Raw genomic sequence first — 16247 nt, forward strand, 5'->3', positions numbered from 1 at the left:
GGAGTGCGGAGCACGAGGAGGCTCACCAGCCATCCGCGGAAAGCGACTACCCGCAGCGGAAATCACGTTTCTGTTACATCGCAGTTTATTTCCGTAGCGGTAAGTCATGACACAGTTTATATCTATTCTTTCAATCTTTACGAAAACAGCCTTGTTCAAAGGCTCTATTTTTCTCTTCAAAAGAAAAATAGAGCCCTTGATGCATCTTATGATGATGGTCAAAACAAACTGACCCACTCATATCATTTACTACAAATCCTTTTGATCCACATTAAACTCAATCAAATTACCATCAGGATCCATACTAAAGATCTGTGCAAAACCACTTTTACTAGTTGGTTTCTCTTCCAATTCAACTTCCATTTTCTTCAAATAATTCAGTGTTTGGTAGTAATCTTTTACGCGCACCGCAAAATGACCATCCTTCGTATTAATTTTTTCATTGGTGCGAAGTGTTTCAGACTCTTCATAAACAATAAGATGAAGTTGTTGATCTCCAACCTGATACCAAGCACCTGGAAAATCAAAATCCGGACGGCTTATTTCAGGAAAACCAAGCACAGTCCCATAAAAATACTTCGCCTTTGCTAAATCTGTAATAGAAAGACTAACATGGTGAAAACTCTCTAATTCTATCAAATAATCATTCCTCACTTTAAAGGTGTAACCGATGAGTCAGCTGGTTCTACATTAATTGCTTGTTCCTGCGCTTCAATACATAAAGTCGCTGCTTTAAATGTATGCTCCTGCGTCATCGCATTTTCTGTTCCATTTAAACAATCCAATATAAATTCTCCAAAAAAAGGGAAGCCAACTTTTCCAGATAGTTCAAAGTGTTTTTCCCCTTCATGGTTAACTAAGTACAAATGATTGGACGAGGAATCTCGACCAATATCAATATATTTTCTAACCTCTATATAGCCATCTGTACCTAAAATTAATGCACGACCGTCTCCCCATGTGCCAAGACCATCCGGCGTAAACCAGTCAACCCGAAAATAGAATGTAGCACCATTGTCTGCAAGGAGTGTTGCGTCGCCATAATCCTCAAATTTAGGATATTGTTTACTGTTATAGTTTGCTACCTTACTATGCAATACTTTCGCATCCTTCGCACCTGTATAATGTAGAAACTGTTCAATCTGGTGACTTCCAATATCACACAGAATCCCGCCGTAGGAATCGGGATCAAAGAACCAATCAGGTCGAGAGTTAAATCTAGCTAGGTGAGGACCCGTACCAATTACTTGTACTACTCTACCAATGGCTCCTTCTTCAATTAGTTGGCCAGCAAATATTGCGCTTTCGACATGTAAACGCTCACTATAATAGATTCCCCACTTAAGTCCGGTTTCTGCAACTTTTTGTTTTGCTTTTTCAACTTGTTCTTTCTTTACAAATGCAGGCTTATCGGTAAAATAATGCTTTCCATGATCCAAAACTTTGAGACCTAAAGGACCACGTTCTGAAGGAACATTTGCACTTGCCACTAGTTTAATTGAAGAATCCTCTAGAATCTCTTCTTCTGAAGAGGCAATTTTCAATTTGGGATGTTTTTCAGCGAAACCCTTCACTTTTTTAGGATCTGGATCGTAAACAGAAACTAGCTCTCCACCAGCTTCTATTAATCCGTTGCACATGCCATGAATATGACCATGATCTAATCCAATGACAGCAAAGGGAAACTCCCCCTTTCCAACCACTTTATTGACGTTTCCTTTTGGAGCATAATTCATACCATCACTTTTATCCATCCAAATTCCCACCTTTGAATTTCATACAATTTTATTGTAATGCTCTTTTCATAAGCTTTGTTGCGCCACAAAAAATCATGTTCTGTGTGTCCTGCAACCGCTGCGGGAACAGCACGAGCCCGAAGACCCCGCAGCGGCGGGCTTCCGCGAGGAGGCTGAAGCCGTGCCCGCGGAAAGCAACGGTCCGTAGCGAAAATCAACCAGCAGTTACGTCACACTTTATATCTATTCGTAATTAACTATCACTCATAATTTCCACCTGTAGTAATTTTGTTTTCACCAAAATCCTCAATTGAATTTTTCTTTTCATAGAAGCGAGTAGCATTTCTTAATACGCCTTTCCTTGTATAAAAAGGACTGTCTATGCGCAAAGGAAGCTTCACTGCCTTGCCTGAAACAGATGACTCATAAATAGCGGTTATGATTTCAAGCGTTTGTTTCCCTTGTTTACCACTGATTAATACATCGCCTTTGCACTCAATAGCCGATAATACATCGTTTATTTGTCCGATATGACCTTCGTATGTCAAACTTTTCAACTCATCATATACTTTTTGAATTTTATCTTCTAATTCTTTATCATCTTTCGGAAACCCATTCTCTCGTGATCTTGATGCCTTCAGCTTCCAAGGTACAGAAACACGAGCCCTTTTACCTTGAAAAACTAACTGTTGTTCCTCTCCATGGTGCACAACAGAACTTGTAATTTGTGCCAAACTTCCATTATCATACTTGGCTATTGCAATAGACAAGTCCTCAACCTCAGCGTTATCGTGGGATGTGTTGCTAGTCACAGCTGTTACCTCTGAAGGCATACCGTTCATCCACTGAAAAATATCAATATGATGAACTGCATGGTTTAATGTACATCCGCCACCCTCTTTTTCCCAGGTACCTCGCCACCACAGATTATAATAACTGTGACCTCTCCACCAATAGGAATCAACTTGGGTGTGAACAATTGGTCCCATTAATTTTGTATCAAGTACTTGTTTTAACTTCATCATTGGCGTTGTGAAACGATTTTGAGCTACTATTGATAAGATTTTATTACTTTTATCTGCTGCTGCGTTCATGGCATCGCATTCTTCCAAAGATGATGCCATAGGCTTTTCGACTAGCACATGCTTTCCAGAATTTAATGCATCTATAGCAATTTCAGCATGTGTGTAAGGTGGAGTACAAATGGAAACAAGGTCAATATCTGTTCTGTTCAGTAAATCATTATGGCTATCATAAAAATCCGCAGATAGATGAAACTTTTCCTTTAATTGTTTTGCCTTTTCAGGAAATACGTCACAGACCGCAACAATTTTACATCTATCTGGAAATTCTAAATAAGCTTTAATGTGTAGGGGTGCAATAGCACCAGCACCAATAATGGCAACATTCAACATATAATTGCTCCTTTAATCTTTTTTAAGATACTAAAGAATTCTACTTAACTAATACGAGGATATTAACGAATCATCTAACCCAATATATGAAGGCGTTTCATCAGTTACTGGAATAATTTCTATTAAAGTTACTTCATTTTTTGTCAAAGAAATGTCTAGTAGCAATTCGCCATTTTCACTCTTTTCATTCGACGTTCTTACTAATGGCTGAGCGCTTTGTTTTAATGTTTCCACCATATCTTTACTAGGAAATCTCGGACGCCCCATCTCTTTCCAGGTTTTCCAAGGGTTTGCATGACTTTCATCAACTGTTTGCCGTTTAATAAACACATTTCCATCGTTCACAGGAATCTCATAGTTAATAGTTGTTTCAAAGCCACTTCCCTTTTCCATTACCAGGTTCCAAGCGGCAATTACAATAGAACCATCCTCCTTTCTGGTTACCAATGTTTGACCATCCCGGTATAGTTGCTCCTCACCCAGTGCATTAAAAAATGCAAATAAGTGGAAAGTTGGCTTCGGAATTCCATTCAAGGCAATTAATCCAAACCCTCCATGAAATTGTGCTTTTGGAACATCCAGCTCTTCAAACACATCACTGAAGGTCCAATAAGAAAAGGAATCAACAAAATCGCCACCCTCACTAAGAATCCGGGCAAGATAAGCTGCATTAAGCGTTGTATCATGAACCGGATTAATTGGACTATAGGATGTATTGTATTCCGTGATATGGAACGGTAAATCAGGATACGGTGATGCTTGAATTAATTCACGTACTGTTTTAAATTCATCCAGCATTTTTGTATTGTCTGCTAACTCTTGATAATAGTAATCAGGCGTAACCTTTTTCGGTGGTTTCGATGTATAGGCATGTCTGGAAACGAAATCAATCGGCACATTTTCTGCTTGGCAAAATTTTAGAAATTCAACAATCCATTCATCCGATCCTCCACAAATAGCAGGGCCACCTACATGAATGCCATTGTTTACCTCCTTAATAGCATTTGCAGTAGCTTTATATAGTTTGAAATACTCTTCTTTATCATTATCCTTCCAGAAGTTCACTAGATTTGGTTCATTCCAAATTTCAAATGGCCATTTTTGTACTTCCTCTACACCATACCTGCTGATAAAGTGGGAAGTAAGCGCTTTTATTAAATCTGTCCATTTATTATAATCGTTTGGAGGTGTTATATTACCTTCCCAAGCAAAAATAGTTTCTTCGCTAGAGGCAAGTAGTTTCGGCATGAACCCTATTTCAATAAAGGGTCTAATTCCCAATTCCAGAAAAGAGTCAAAAATCCGATCAATATACGTGAAATTATAAAATGGTTGTTTCACTCCATCTACTTCAATTTCCCGATAGATTCCAATATCATCATGTAGTAGCCCATGACCGCGAATATACTCAAAACCAATTTTTTGTTTTGCTAGTTTCAAATGATCTAAATAATCCTTTTGCAACGCCAGCCCTAATCGACCAGTTCCTATGCAGTACTTCCAATTGGCATTAAATTTTTTTTGCACCTGATGATTAACAACTGTTTTACTCATAATTCCCCACCTTGAATTTTTTTGGCCTTTTTCTATAAGTTTGTTGTTATTAAATAAAAAGATGTTCCTGTACTGAAAGATTCCACTGCGGCATTAAACAACTTAATAACAACAATCTAGGTCTTCTTAATAAAGTTTAGCTCGATATCCTCCATGACTTGTTTGCTATTCATCATAAGAGCATAACAAACAATACCTGCCAGAAATAGAATAATAAAATCCGATATAACATACATGACAAACACGGTCATAATGACAATCCCAATATTCCCAATAGTAGCTTTTACTTTTGTAAAACAATAAAATACGGAAAGTCTATATATATCCCTAATTCTAAAGTTGAAATTAGCATTAATCAGGAAGACATAAAGGGACACAGTTAGTGTCAATATCAAAACAACTAACAATAATCCACCTAGAATTTGATTAGAAACCGAATCTTGTACATTGAAATATTTTAAATCTATAACGAGAACAGATATTACTAAAAGCAATGGTAGCCAACATTTGAGTGTGTCAATAAAATTAAGCTTATAGCCGTAGAAAAAGTCTTTTGTAGGAGAAATTTCCTTTTCCCGAATTAATTTTCCTATCGAATAACAAAGAGCTGAAATTGAAGGTCCTGTAGGGATAAGTGCCAGGAAATAAATAATAATATTGGAGATGCTAGGTATCAAGGTTACAAGAAAAAACAAAAATACAACGTTAGTTAATACAAAGTAAATAGTTAGAAGTAATAACCAATAAATATGATTCGTAACATCGGAAAATATCCCTTGTCCAAACTCTTTGCCATTATCCATGATAATCCCATCCTTTGCATTGTCTTGTTAGTTGACTTTGAGCAATTTTCAATCTATCTACTTATGTATTTAGTAAATCCTTATTCCCTCTGAAGATAAGAGATGTGCAATACGAGGGGTTAGTCTGAGAGCAATTGGCAAACGGACCAGATGTCATTTCCAAACTGTCCGGATGTCATATAAAAAGGTAAATCCGCCTGCAAGTATACCTTGTATCTTGCAGGCAGTTTATCCTCATTAGATTTTATTAATTACTTATTTTGTTCATCGTATACCTTATTTGCTAAGTCTACATAATCAGCCAATCCCTTAGCTTCCAACTCTTTTACATAAGAATCCCACTCTGACAAGTCACGGGAACCAAGGATGAATTTTAACGTGTTTTGTTTTACATGATCAAGTAGTGGTGTTTTTAATAGATTCTGTTTTTCAAGTTGCATTTGATCGTATTTAATTGGTGGATCTGGTACCAGGACTTCTTTCGTTTCAGCCATCGCGTTTTGGAATTCAATCTCTTCCTCACTCATCATAGAATGAAGTAGTTCTGTCGATCCACCATAAGCAAATACCCCACCAGAGAATCCAAAGTCAACATTCAATTCCTTTGTTCCAGATGGATTTAGACCAACGTAATTTACATCCTCTGTCAATTTTCTTGTACCATCTTCAGCTTTGGTATATGTTACTCCTTCTACGCCCCATTTAGTGAATTCTTTTCCTTCAGGGCTATACCATAACCAGTCGATAAATTGAAGAATTGCTTTAAAGTTAGGATTGTCTTTCGCTTTAGACGAAATCATGATCCCGTTTTCCAGCTTTGTTCCAGCCATAACTTGTCCTTCTGGTCCACCAGGAACAGGTATCTTCGAGATAGCAAAGTTTTCTTTACCTAATGTTTCTTCCATATCACTACGATACTGTACAATAGTTTGCGAATTCGTATTAATGACAAACGATTCCCCATTAATAAGTTTTTGTACAGCCTGATCATCGTCTTGCGTTACACTTTCTTTGTCTAGCAATCCTTTTTCAACTAGACCATGGAAATAGGTAACCATTTCCTTGTGTGCGTCTGTAGCCGGTGCAAAGTACCAATTTTCTTCTTCTTTGTCAAATTTCAAACCAGTCCCTAGTCCCCAGCCAGCTCGAGTACCAAAAGAAGTAGCTGCAATGTTTAGCGTACTCTCAAATTTGAAACGATCGGAGAAAGGTGTTACATCTGGATAAGCTTCTTTCATTTTCGTTAAAACGACCTCTAGTTCTTCCCAAGTTTTAGGAACTTCAAGATTCAATTCTTTTAAAATATCCGTTCTTATTGCTAGCGTATAATCTGGCCATACATTCTCATGCATACCAGGAAGTAAATAATACTTACCATCTTTTTGTCTTAACCCATCCAAGTAAGGTTTCATATTCCATTTCTCCACTGTCGCTTGGAAATGTGGCATATATTTCACATAGTCACTTACAGGAAGAATAGCACCTGATGCTACAAAAGGTGTCTCTTGGCCCGGGTAAGTTTTCGGGATGATCAATGGTGAATCCCCACTACTTATGAGTAGGCTTCGTTTCTGTTCGTAATCACTCATTGGTACTACTGTCGTATCAAATGATACATTGGTTCTTTTCTCAATTTCTTCAAATAGGAGCCAATCTTCTTGTATTGGATAGTTCGGGTGGTCACTGTAAAGCATGGAAATTGTAATTGGTTCTTTGGCCTTGAAGGTATCTCCCGCCTCATATTCATCCATTGCTGCACCTGAATCATTCGCTGAAGCATCTTCTGTCTCCTCCGTACAAGCAGATAAAAATATGCCTATGAACATCATGACGGACACTAAAGTTAATAACCTTTTTAATCGTTCATTCATACTTTTCTCCCCCTTAGTTTTAATGGTGACTTGATAAAAACTAGCTGATCGTGGATTCACCCCCCCAATTTTGTTTTATAAGAATTTATCCTTTTACAGATCCCAGCATAACGCCGGAAACAAAGTACTTTTGGATAAATGGATAAACCGTCAATATTGGCAGTACAGTCAACACCATTGTTACAGATTTAATATTTGCTGAAATTTGCGTTAAGTTATCTGCACTGGTTGCACCTGAGGAAATTGCGCCCTCTGCACCTTTAATAAGGTTTCTTAAATAGATTGATACCGGGAACAGCTCTTTCTCACTAAAGTATAGAAATGCAGGGAACCATGAATTCCAATGAAATACTGCATAAAACAAAAACATAGTAGCTAGAATTGGCTTGGAAAGTGGGATTATTATTCTTAATATAGTACCGTATGTACTGGAACCATCCATGATAGCAGCTTCCTCAAGCTCGTCTGGTATATTTTCAAAAAACGTTTTCATGATTAACAAGTTGAAAACACTAATAGCTCCTGGAACCACAATAGCCCAAATTGTATTACCAAATCCAAGTGATGTAACTAGTACGTAGTTGGGGATTAGCCCCCCATTAAAAAACATCGTAAAAACAGCGAACATCGTGAAAAATTTTCTTCCCTTTAGACGTTTCTTGGATAGCGCGTAGGCAAACATCCCCGTCATTACCAATGAAATTGCTGTACCTACAACTGTATAAACTACTGTGTTTTTATAATTAATCCAAAACATTTTGTCCGAAAGAATAACCTTATAGGTTTCTACGTTAAAGCCTACAGGTATAATGTTTACATTACCTGCATTTATTTGTGCTTCTGAACTAAAGGATTGGGCAACAATGTTTATAAACGGGAAGAGTGTTACATACACAATAAGTAACAATATGAATACGTTAAACACTTTAAATGTTTTATACTGCCATGATTCCTTCATTATTTTTCCTCCCTACCACAAACTATTATCTGTAACTCTTTTAGAAATATAGTTAGCCGAAAAGACTAATATCAATCCTATGATAGATTCAAATAAACCCATCGCTGTCGCATAACTAAAGTTAGAAGATTGTAAACCTATCCGATAAACATATGTAGCAATAACATCGGCTGTTTCATAGGTTAGTGGATTATATAGTAGTAATATTTTTTCAAATCCAACCTCCAAAAAGTTTCCGATATTCAGAATTAACAACACAACAATCGTAGGAAGAATACCTGGTATTGTAATGTGGATTGTCTGTTTCCACCGATTTGCACCGTCTATCTTAGCAGCTTCATACAACTCTTCATTTATACCAGCCAACGCAGCTAGATATAGAATAGCTCCCCAACCTAGGCTCTGCCACATTTCGGTACCAATATATATGGTTCTAAACCATTCAGGTAACTGTATAAAATTGATTCTGTCTCCTGAAAAAAACTCTACAAGATTATTAATCGCACCGTTTATGGAAACCAATTCCAAAACCATACCAGCAACAACTACCACCGAAAAGAAATGTGGTAAATATGAGGCAGTTTGCACAAACTTTTTAAATCTCTTTGATCTTAATTCATTTAATAAAAGAGCAAATATAATTGGTGCCGGAAAACAAATAATTAACGAAAGTGCCGCAAGTACAAGCGTATTTGTTAAAACATTGAAAAAGGTGGGATCTGATAAGATCATTTTAAAGTAGTACAACCCAACCCACTTTTCCCCTAAGATACTTCCTCCGGGCATAAACCTTCTAAAAGCGATAATGTTCCCAAACATTGGACCATATTTAAATATGACCATGTAGATGATTGGAAGTAGTAATAAAGAGTAAAGCTGCCAATCCCTCTTAAATAACTTAAAAGCATTATCCCTCTTTTCTTTCATCGATACTTTGACTTCGGATTGATCAGTTAGTTGCTGCACATAGGATCCCCCTTTGCTCTATTAAACAAGAAAACCATTTAATAGAAATCGATAGTTTCACATTAATTGTATTGTCGTATCCACCTTGCCGTGATAACGCTTTCAATGGCTTTTGTGTTAAAACATTATTCCCTTGGATCGTCGAACACTATATTTAAATGTATTTTAATATAACTAGTATGTTAGTTAGTTGTTGAAAATAGTATAACGTTAACCCTTATTAAATACAATAATAATTCAGACTATTTTTTACTTTTTTTAGTGTTAAATAAATCTAGCAATTTACCAGAGTTAAACACCAGAATAGGACATAAATCCGCCATCTACTGGAATACTAATACCAGTTACAAATCCACTGGCATTGTCATCAACTAACCATAGCAGTGTTCCTAAAAGATCTTCAGGTTTTCCTAATCTTCTCATTGGTGTCTGGGAAACTATTTTTTCCATTCTTGGTGTTGGTGAACCATCACTATTGGTAAGAAGAGATCGATTTTGCTCCGTTAAGAAAAATCCCGGAGCTATTGCGTTTACACGTACACCCGATTCAGACAAATGAACGGAAAGCCATTTTGTAAAGTTCTCAATCGCAGCTTTGGCTGCACTATACGCTGGTACTTTTGTCATTGGACTTGGAGCACTCATCGATGAAATATTGATGACTGATCCACTGCCACCTACCATTCGTTTAGTGAAAATTTGAGTAGGAATAAGTGTACCAATGAAATTTAGGTTAAGGACTGACTCAAATCCTTCCGTAGAAAGGTCGAAAAATGAAGTTACTTCATCGTTTTTGATATCAGCCAGATTTAGTTTTTCATTAGTGGTGCTTGCCTTCGGATGGTTTCCACCAGCACCATTGATTAGCACATCGTACCTACCATAAGTTTCAAAAACCTTTTCTTCTGCAAGTTTTACACTTTCGATATCTAAAACATCACATTCAATGGCAAGAGCTTCTCCTCCTGCGTCTTTTATTTCGTTTGCTACATTAACTGCCTTTTTATAGGTACGGTTCAGGATAGCTACTTTCATTCCTTGTCTTGCAAGCTCTACTGACATGCGGCCACACAATATTCCACCGCCACCTGTTACGACAGCAACTTTTCCTTCTAAATTTGAATTTAGTGCTAACATTAGATTACTCCCTTTTGAAAAAATTTAATCGATTCGTCTTGTGATTTTATGGAATCTTTCTGACGATTGCCATTTACCAGGCTATCCCAAATCCCCCACAGATACATAATCCCCAGTGCTCTATCATAAAGACCATACCCTGGTCTACATTGCTCATCCCAAATATGTCGTCCATGGTCCGGACGTACATAACCTGTAAACCCACTTTCATGATAGGCTTTAACAATATTACAAATATCTACCGTTCCATCTTCCGCTCTATGTGAAGTTTCTATAAAGTCACCATTTTCATAGACCTTTAAATTCCTGATATGAGCAAATGGTATTCTATCTGCAAATTCTCTTATTATTTCAGGGATGTTATTATCTGGATTTGCTCCGAGTGAACCACTACAAAGGGTAAGACCATTTGCTGGATTATCAACTAACTTTAAAAACCTTCTAATGTTTTCTTTTGATATAAGAAGGCGCGGTAACCCAAAGATAGGCCATGGTGGATCATCCGGATGAATAGCCATTTTAATATCATTCTGTTCAGCTATTGGGATAACCTGTTCCAGGAAATACTTCAGGTTGTCCCACAAATCCTCTGTCGTTACCCAACTGTATCTATCAAATAATTCTCGAAGTGATTTCAATCTTTCCGGTTCCCAACCAGGCATGGTAAAATTCGAATTGTTGCCTATTTTATCAACCAATTCTAGTGGATCCATGTTTTCAACTTTAGCCTTTTCGTAAAACATGGCAGTCGATCCATCCTCTAGTTGCTTAAATAGTTCTGTTCGAGTCCAATCGAAAACGGGCATGAAATTGTAGCAAATCACCTTTACGCCAGCCGCTGCTAAATTTTCTATCGTTTTTTTATAGTTTTCGATATATAAATCCCTGGTCGGCAAACCAAGCTTTATATCTTCATGAACATTGACACTTTCTACCACATCTATATGGAATCCATGGCGATCAGCTTGTGACTTTACAGCCTCTATTTGCTCTTTAGGCCATTCCTCGCCAGCCGGAATGTCATGTAAAGCCCATACAATTCCCTCAACACCAGGTATATGTTTAATGTGATTCAGTTTTACACTATCGTTTCCTTCTCCAAACCAACGAAATACCATTTTCATGTCATCTTCCACCAATCGGTCACAGTTATTAGGGCTGTATAGTTCATGTAGCGCTTGTTAACCCGTTCAATGCAGTCAACATATTGATTAATAAATGGTTCTATTTTTGTCATCTGGGATACCAGACTTTCGATAAAAATACGCATTTATCTTATCCCTCCACTCCTCGGCATTGGATAATTGTAAATACAATCTTTCACGTACATTGTTGAACCTGTGTTCATCAATTTTTCCTTCTAATTGATCCCAGCGATTAATTAAATCTTTTACCTGTTCCACCCCACTGAAGTGCGTATCATAAATATGTTGGATCACATTATTACCATTTTTTAGTTTGTACGTGTAAGGTACATGATGGAAAAATAAAAGCAGATCATCCGGGCATTTATCTAATGAATTGTAGATCTCGTTATTAGGCGAGAAATATTGAGCGGAAAACCCTGTTCCTGTCTCAACGGTTCGGTCAACACCTATCCCATCTCGGTCGGCAAAATGATACGTTCCCCACATCGAATATTCGTACCCATCCACATTTGGACCGTAATGATGATTAGGATTCACCATCCAACCAACCCCGAGTGGAGCCGTATAGTTCTCATAAATACCCCAGGAATCTAAAAGCATTTCTTTAATTTGTATTCCAACAAACGGATCTTTTCCGAACGTTAATTCAACCCATTCATCTGTTATTTCCTCTGTTTCAAGGTCCGGATTCCAAATCAAACGACCATAACCATAAAGATTTGCCTGGGCTAGGGTATTACCAGTCCAATTGATATCATTACCGATATTAGATACAGCTGCTACGCCACTATAACGATAATTAAACTCTGTCCCTTCAACGATTGATTTAACAGTTGTTCCCTCACCTTTTGCAAAGGTATCGAAATTGAATATTTCTTTCCATTGTGGTACCAAATAGCATAAATCTTTTTGTTGGCCTGTATATTCTTGAGCTACTTGAAATTCGATCATTTGGTTGGTTTCCTCCATAGCACCAAATAGAGGTGAAACCGGTTCTCTGACTTGGAAATCCATTGGACCATTTTTCACTTGTAAAATGACATTATCAAGAAACTTTCCATCTAACGGTTTAAAGTTGTCATAGGCTGCGCGTGCTCTATCGGTTGATCTGTCGCGCCAATCCTGTAAGCAATTATAGACAAAGCATCTCCATACAACGATTCCATTAAATGGACGCAATGCTTCTGCTAAAACGTTGGCACCTTCTGCATGGTCTCTGTCATAGGAAAATGGGCCTGGACGATGCTCCGAGTCTGCTTTCACAATAAAACCACCAAAGTCAGGTATGTAGTTGTAGATTTCGCCGACCTTATCCTTCCACCATTGTTGTACATTTGGATCAAGTGGATCAGCAGTAGTTAAATTACCGATTTCTATTGGACTAGCATAATTGATACTTAAGAACGTTTGAATACCGTAAGACCTAAATATATCGGCTACGTTTTGTACCTTAGGTAATAATTCACTGGTTATGAGGTTTGTTTCTACTTTCCAGACATTTACATTATTGATTGAAATAGCATTTATGCCTACAGAAGAAAGCATCCTCGCATAATCTCGAATTCGATCCAGATCATCAGCAAACTTATTATTATCGTAAAAAATAGATTTTCCTGAATAACCACGTTCAATACTTCCATCCATATTATCCCACTGATTAAGCATTCTTATCTGATTCTTAGGCGTGTCAACAAGATCAAGATTATGGATTGTTTTCCTAGTTTGGATTAAGCGTAATAAATGGAAAACTCCATACAGAACACCCTTGTCCGACTTCCCAATTAATACAATCCTTTCCCTTTCTCCCTGCTTAACCGATTTGATTAAATAACCTTCATCATTTACCTTTTCTAATGTATCTGAAGGTATATCGTAATCCTCTAATTTAATGTTTTCATAAGTGCCCAATATAATAGTTGAATCATTATTAACACCATTTGAAATGGATGGTTCTTCCTTTAACATCGATTTAATTCCATATGCCATCTCGTTTGAGGCCGAGTCTAAAATAGATGACCCCCCCAGGAAAGCAATATTTAAGCAATAGGGTAAATATTGCTCCCTCGACTTTTGATCATCTATTTGCTTGTATTGTAACCAACAATTGTAACTGTTTTCTTGTTCTAAGCTACCACCAAAGTTAGTAGTTTCAACACTAGTATTCATAATTTACCCCTCTCTCGTCATTTATTGACACTATTTGATAACGGTTACAAAATAACTTGTACAAAGAACCTAACCTTGTTCATTAAGAAATTATTTATCATGGACGAACCATAGTATCAGCACCGAACGTGTCTGATCAATCCATCGTAAATGTGTGCCAGTAGCTACACCAAAACAAAGGTATTCTTCACCGTTTTATTCCCTGACGAAGTACTTAAAATATAAGATGTACTGCCTACATAAAATAATATCAACTTCACCTTAGTTTGTCTATTAAATAAACAAAGAATTTCGACAAACAAAATATTTTGTTATTCGCAAAAAAGTGAATTCCTTGATTCATAGCCTTTGTGTCCCAACGGAGTTGAAACATGATAAGGAAGTACATTTGGTGATGGTTACCTCTATATTTATTCGACATTTAAAACGTATTCCAACAATCAAAGACCTGATTAAACGTCTGAATGATGATTTTGTTTTTAAGCTGCATTGCGGGTATCTTGTTTCTGACAATCCCCCCACTGAAGCATCCTATTCTCGACTTTTAACGAAACTTAGTTTACCGGCTGTCCTAGGGAAAGCACAAGAAAAGGTTGTGCTTCAGGCGATTATTATGTTTATAACGCTTCAAAATTAGCTAGTGATTTTATTAACGTAATCTCAACAACAAGTCGCTTAAAACGGTTTTCTTAATAAAGATTCAACAAACAATTATGAAAATGATTCAAATAAAAGTAACAAGGAAAATTTACCTTATTTCCGAAAACCCACTCTACTTCTTTAGTTAAAATACTTAAAGTCTGAATTCAAGCGTTGTCCGCTTAATAGTAATCCTCGCGACCACCCCAGAACACATAATTCTCTACGTCATTACCTCAAAATCTTCCTCTTTTAGGAATGTATTTTCCTATCTTTCTAACTCAATATCCAAATATCTTTCTATATTATTAAAGGATATATCCTGGACCAACTTGCCGAGACTTTCCACGTCATTTGGATATTCACCATTTTCCACCCATTTTCCAACGATATTACATAAAATTCTTCTAAAGTATTCATGCCTTGTGTAGGAAAGTAGACTACGAGAATCTGTAAGCATTCCAATAAACCTTGATAAAATACCAACATTGGCTAGTGTTTTTATTTGTGCTTCCATTCCATCCCGTTGATCATTAAACCACCAAGCTGTTCCAAATTGGATTTTTCCAGGTATATCTCCTTGAAAGTTCCCTGCCATCGTAGCCATCATATAATTATCTCGTGGGTTTAAGTTATACAAAATTGTTTTGGGAAGTTCATTTGTTATATCTAACTCATTTAATAAATTAGATAAGTCTTCCGCATATGTGAAATCTGCAATCGAATCAAAGCCAGTATTTGGTCCAACTTTTTCTAACATTCTTGTATTAGTACTGCGTAATCCACCAATATGGAATTGCATAGACCAACCTTTATTTGAATAAAGTTTTCCTAGAAATACTAATACATAAGATTTAAATTGAGTTGCTTCTTCTTCTGAAATTGACCTTTTATTTCGTGCCTTTTCAAAAATAATCTCACATGTTTGTTGATCCGCATCGACGTAGAATGATGAGTCAAGTCCATGATCGGATAAACGACACCCTACTTCATGAAAATAATCTACTCGATTTGACAACGCTTGTAAAAATTCTGTGAATGTATATATAACGCTACCATAAACGCTTTCTAATCTTTCAATCCAGTTCACAAATGTATCCGCATGTATGTTAAGTGCTCCATCTGGACGAAATGTCGGTAACACTTTAGTATCAAATGAATGATCTTCCTTCAATTGTTTGTGGTAATCCAACGAATCAACCGGGTCATCAGTTGTGCATAGTGCTCTTACATCAAATTGTTTTATTATTTCCCGTGCAGAAAAGTTTCCTTGCTGTATTTTTTTATTACTTTTTTGCCATATTTGTTCTGCTGTTTCCGAAGTTAATACTTCATCAATTCCAAAACAACGTTGCAGTTCCAGATGTGTCCAATGATAAAGTGGATTTCCTATCAACTGAGGAACTGTTTCTGCCCACTTGATAAACTTTTCTTTATCACTTTTAGATCCAGTAACGTATTCTTCCGGAACGCCATTTGCTCTTAACAAACGCCACTTATAGTGGTCCTCACCCAACCAAGCTTCTGCAATAGATGAAAATCTTCTGTCTTCAGCAATTTCTTTGGCCGTAAGATGACAATGGTAGTCAAAAATGGGCATGTCCTTTGCATACTTATGAAAAAGTTCCTTAGCGGTTTCCGTTTCTAATAAAAAGTCTTTGTCCAAAAATTGCTTCATACTGTCCACCTCTTTTTATTCTGGATTATCAAAATTAGTAATTCTTATAATTCGAGGATCAGTAAAAATATCAGATTCATCTTTACTTGTAGTTGAAAACTCAGAAATAATCGCACCATCTTCGGCTGCCTGGAACCAATGCAATGTATTTGGTGGGATGGTGTATTGCTTTAAAA

At 36.8% G+C, this 16247-nt stretch carries 12 protein-coding genes and 2 pseudogenes; 1 reads left to right on the forward strand and 13 read right to left on the reverse strand.

The genetic code is table 11. The features are described from left to right. Window positions 1-249: 249 nt before the first annotated feature. The 11 genes from LG329_RS07050 to LG329_RS07100 all read right to left on the reverse strand — a co-directional run bounded on the left by LG329_RS07050 (window position 250) and on the right by LG329_RS07100 (window position 13754). Window positions 250-639 carry a VOC family protein gene (locus LG329_RS07050; RefSeq protein ID WP_404455177.1) on the reverse strand — a complete coding sequence of 130 codons (390 nt, stop codon included), beginning with the start codon at window positions 637-639 and terminating at the stop codon, window positions 250-252. An 11-nt stretch (window positions 640-650) separates the two neighbouring features. Beyond that, window positions 651-1754 (reverse strand): Gfo/Idh/MocA family protein, encoded by a 1104-nt coding sequence (locus LG329_RS07055; protein WP_404455180.1) that lies wholly within the window; start codon window positions 1752-1754, stop codon window positions 651-653. A gap of 242 nt (window positions 1755-1996) precedes the next feature. Then, window positions 1997-3151: a Gfo/Idh/MocA family protein gene (locus LG329_RS07060; RefSeq protein ID WP_404455183.1), complete on the reverse strand. Its 1155-nt coding sequence runs from the start codon at window positions 3149-3151 to the stop codon at window positions 1997-1999. A 48-nt stretch (window positions 3152-3199) separates the two neighbouring features. Continuing rightward, entirely contained in the window at window positions 3200-4705 is a 1506-nt protein-coding gene (locus tag LG329_RS07065; RefSeq protein WP_404455185.1) for a xylan 1,4-beta-xylosidase, read from the reverse strand. A 116-nt stretch (window positions 4706-4821) separates the two neighbouring features. Next, a complete protein-coding gene (locus LG329_RS07070; protein WP_404455188.1) occupies window positions 4822-5508 on the reverse strand; it encodes a DUF624 domain-containing protein in 687 nt (228 codons plus the stop codon). Between the two features lie 251 nt (window positions 5509-5759). Then, a complete protein-coding gene (locus LG329_RS07075) occupies window positions 5760-7379 on the reverse strand; it encodes an extracellular solute-binding protein (RefSeq protein WP_404455191.1) in 1620 nt (539 codons plus the stop codon). Window positions 7380-7464: 85 nt separating this feature from the next. Next, window positions 7465-8337: a carbohydrate ABC transporter permease gene (locus LG329_RS07080; protein ID WP_404455194.1), complete on the reverse strand. Its 873-nt coding sequence runs from the start codon at window positions 8335-8337 to the stop codon at window positions 7465-7467. Between the two features lie 12 nt (window positions 8338-8349). Next, complete coding sequence (locus LG329_RS07085; RefSeq protein ID WP_404456466.1) at window positions 8350-9264, reverse strand: ABC transporter permease; 915 nt, start codon at window positions 9262-9264, stop codon at window positions 8350-8352. A 330-nt stretch (window positions 9265-9594) separates the two neighbouring features. Then, on the reverse strand, window positions 9595-10440 hold the full coding sequence (locus LG329_RS07090) for an SDR family oxidoreductase (protein WP_404455197.1): 846 nt from the start codon (window positions 10438-10440) through the stop codon (window positions 9595-9597). Continuing rightward, on the reverse strand, window positions 10440-11564 hold the full coding sequence (gene uxuA / locus LG329_RS07095) for a mannonate dehydratase (protein WP_404455200.1): 1125 nt from the start codon (window positions 11562-11564) through the stop codon (window positions 10440-10442). The genes LG329_RS07090 and uxuA overlap by 1 nt, the downstream gene beginning before the upstream one ends. 87 nt (window positions 11565-11651) lie before the next feature. Beyond that, window positions 11652-13754 carry an alpha-glucuronidase family glycosyl hydrolase gene (locus LG329_RS07100; RefSeq protein WP_404455203.1) on the reverse strand — a complete coding sequence of 701 codons (2103 nt, stop codon included), beginning with the start codon at window positions 13752-13754 and terminating at the stop codon, window positions 11652-11654. A 394-nt stretch (window positions 13755-14148) separates the two neighbouring features. Between LG329_RS07100 and LG329_RS07105 the strand changes: the two are divergent. Continuing rightward, a pseudogene (locus LG329_RS07105) lies at window positions 14149-14364 on the forward strand (transposase); the annotation flags it as partial. A 297-nt stretch (window positions 14365-14661) separates the two neighbouring features. Here the strand turns inward: LG329_RS07105 and uxaC are convergent. Further along, entirely contained in the window at window positions 14662-16071 is a 1410-nt protein-coding gene (gene uxaC / locus LG329_RS07110) for a glucuronate isomerase (RefSeq protein WP_404455206.1), read from the reverse strand. Between the two features lie 15 nt (window positions 16072-16086). Beyond that, a pseudogene (locus LG329_RS07115) lies at window positions 16087-16239 on the reverse strand (D-lyxose/D-mannose family sugar isomerase); the annotation flags it as partial. Window positions 16240-16247: the final 8 nt, after the last annotated feature.

Origin of the sequence: Virgibacillus necropolis (assembly GCF_044793635.1) — a bacterium.
GTDB classification, from domain to species: domain Bacteria; phylum Bacillota; class Bacilli; order Bacillales; family Amphibacillaceae; genus Virgibacillus_F; species Virgibacillus_F necropolis_A.

What these genes read in the sequence shown, in the direction of transcription:
- LG329_RS07055 (WP_404455180.1), bottom strand. Translation starts at nt 1,754, where the DNA reads ATGGATAAAAGTGATGGTATGAATTATGCTCCAAAAGGAAACGTCAAT.
- LG329_RS07060 (WP_404455183.1), bottom strand. Translation starts at nt 3,151, where the DNA reads ATGTTGAATGTTGCCATTATTGGTGCTGGTGCTATTGCACCCCTACAC.
- LG329_RS07065 (WP_404455185.1), bottom strand. Translation starts at nt 4,705, where the DNA reads ATGAGTAAAACAGTTGTTAATCATCAGGTGCAAAAAAAATTTAATGCC.
- LG329_RS07070 (WP_404455188.1), bottom strand. Translation starts at nt 5,508, where the DNA reads ATGGATAATGGCAAAGAGTTTGGACAAGGGATATTTTCCGATGTTACG.
- LG329_RS07075 (WP_404455191.1), bottom strand. Translation starts at nt 7,379, where the DNA reads ATGAATGAACGATTAAAAAGGTTATTAACTTTAGTGTCCGTCATGATG.
- LG329_RS07080 (WP_404455194.1), bottom strand. Translation starts at nt 8,337, where the DNA reads ATGAAGGAATCATGGCAGTATAAAACATTTAAAGTGTTTAACGTATTC.
- LG329_RS07085 (WP_404456466.1), bottom strand. Translation starts at nt 9,264, where the DNA reads ATGAAAGAAAAGAGGGATAATGCTTTTAAGTTATTTAAGAGGGATTGG.
- LG329_RS07090 (WP_404455197.1), bottom strand. Translation starts at nt 10,440, where the DNA reads ATGTTAGCACTAAATTCAAATTTAGAAGGAAAAGTTGCTGTCGTAACA.
- uxuA (WP_404455200.1), bottom strand. Translation starts at nt 11,564, where the DNA reads ATGAAAATGGTATTTCGTTGGTTTGGAGAAGGAAACGATAGTGTAAAA.
- LG329_RS07100 (WP_404455203.1), bottom strand. Translation starts at nt 13,754, where the DNA reads ATGAATACTAGTGTTGAAACTACTAACTTTGGTGGTAGCTTAGAACAA.
- uxaC (WP_404455206.1), bottom strand. Translation starts at nt 16,071, where the DNA reads ATGAAGCAATTTTTGGACAAAGACTTTTTATTAGAAACGGAAACCGCT.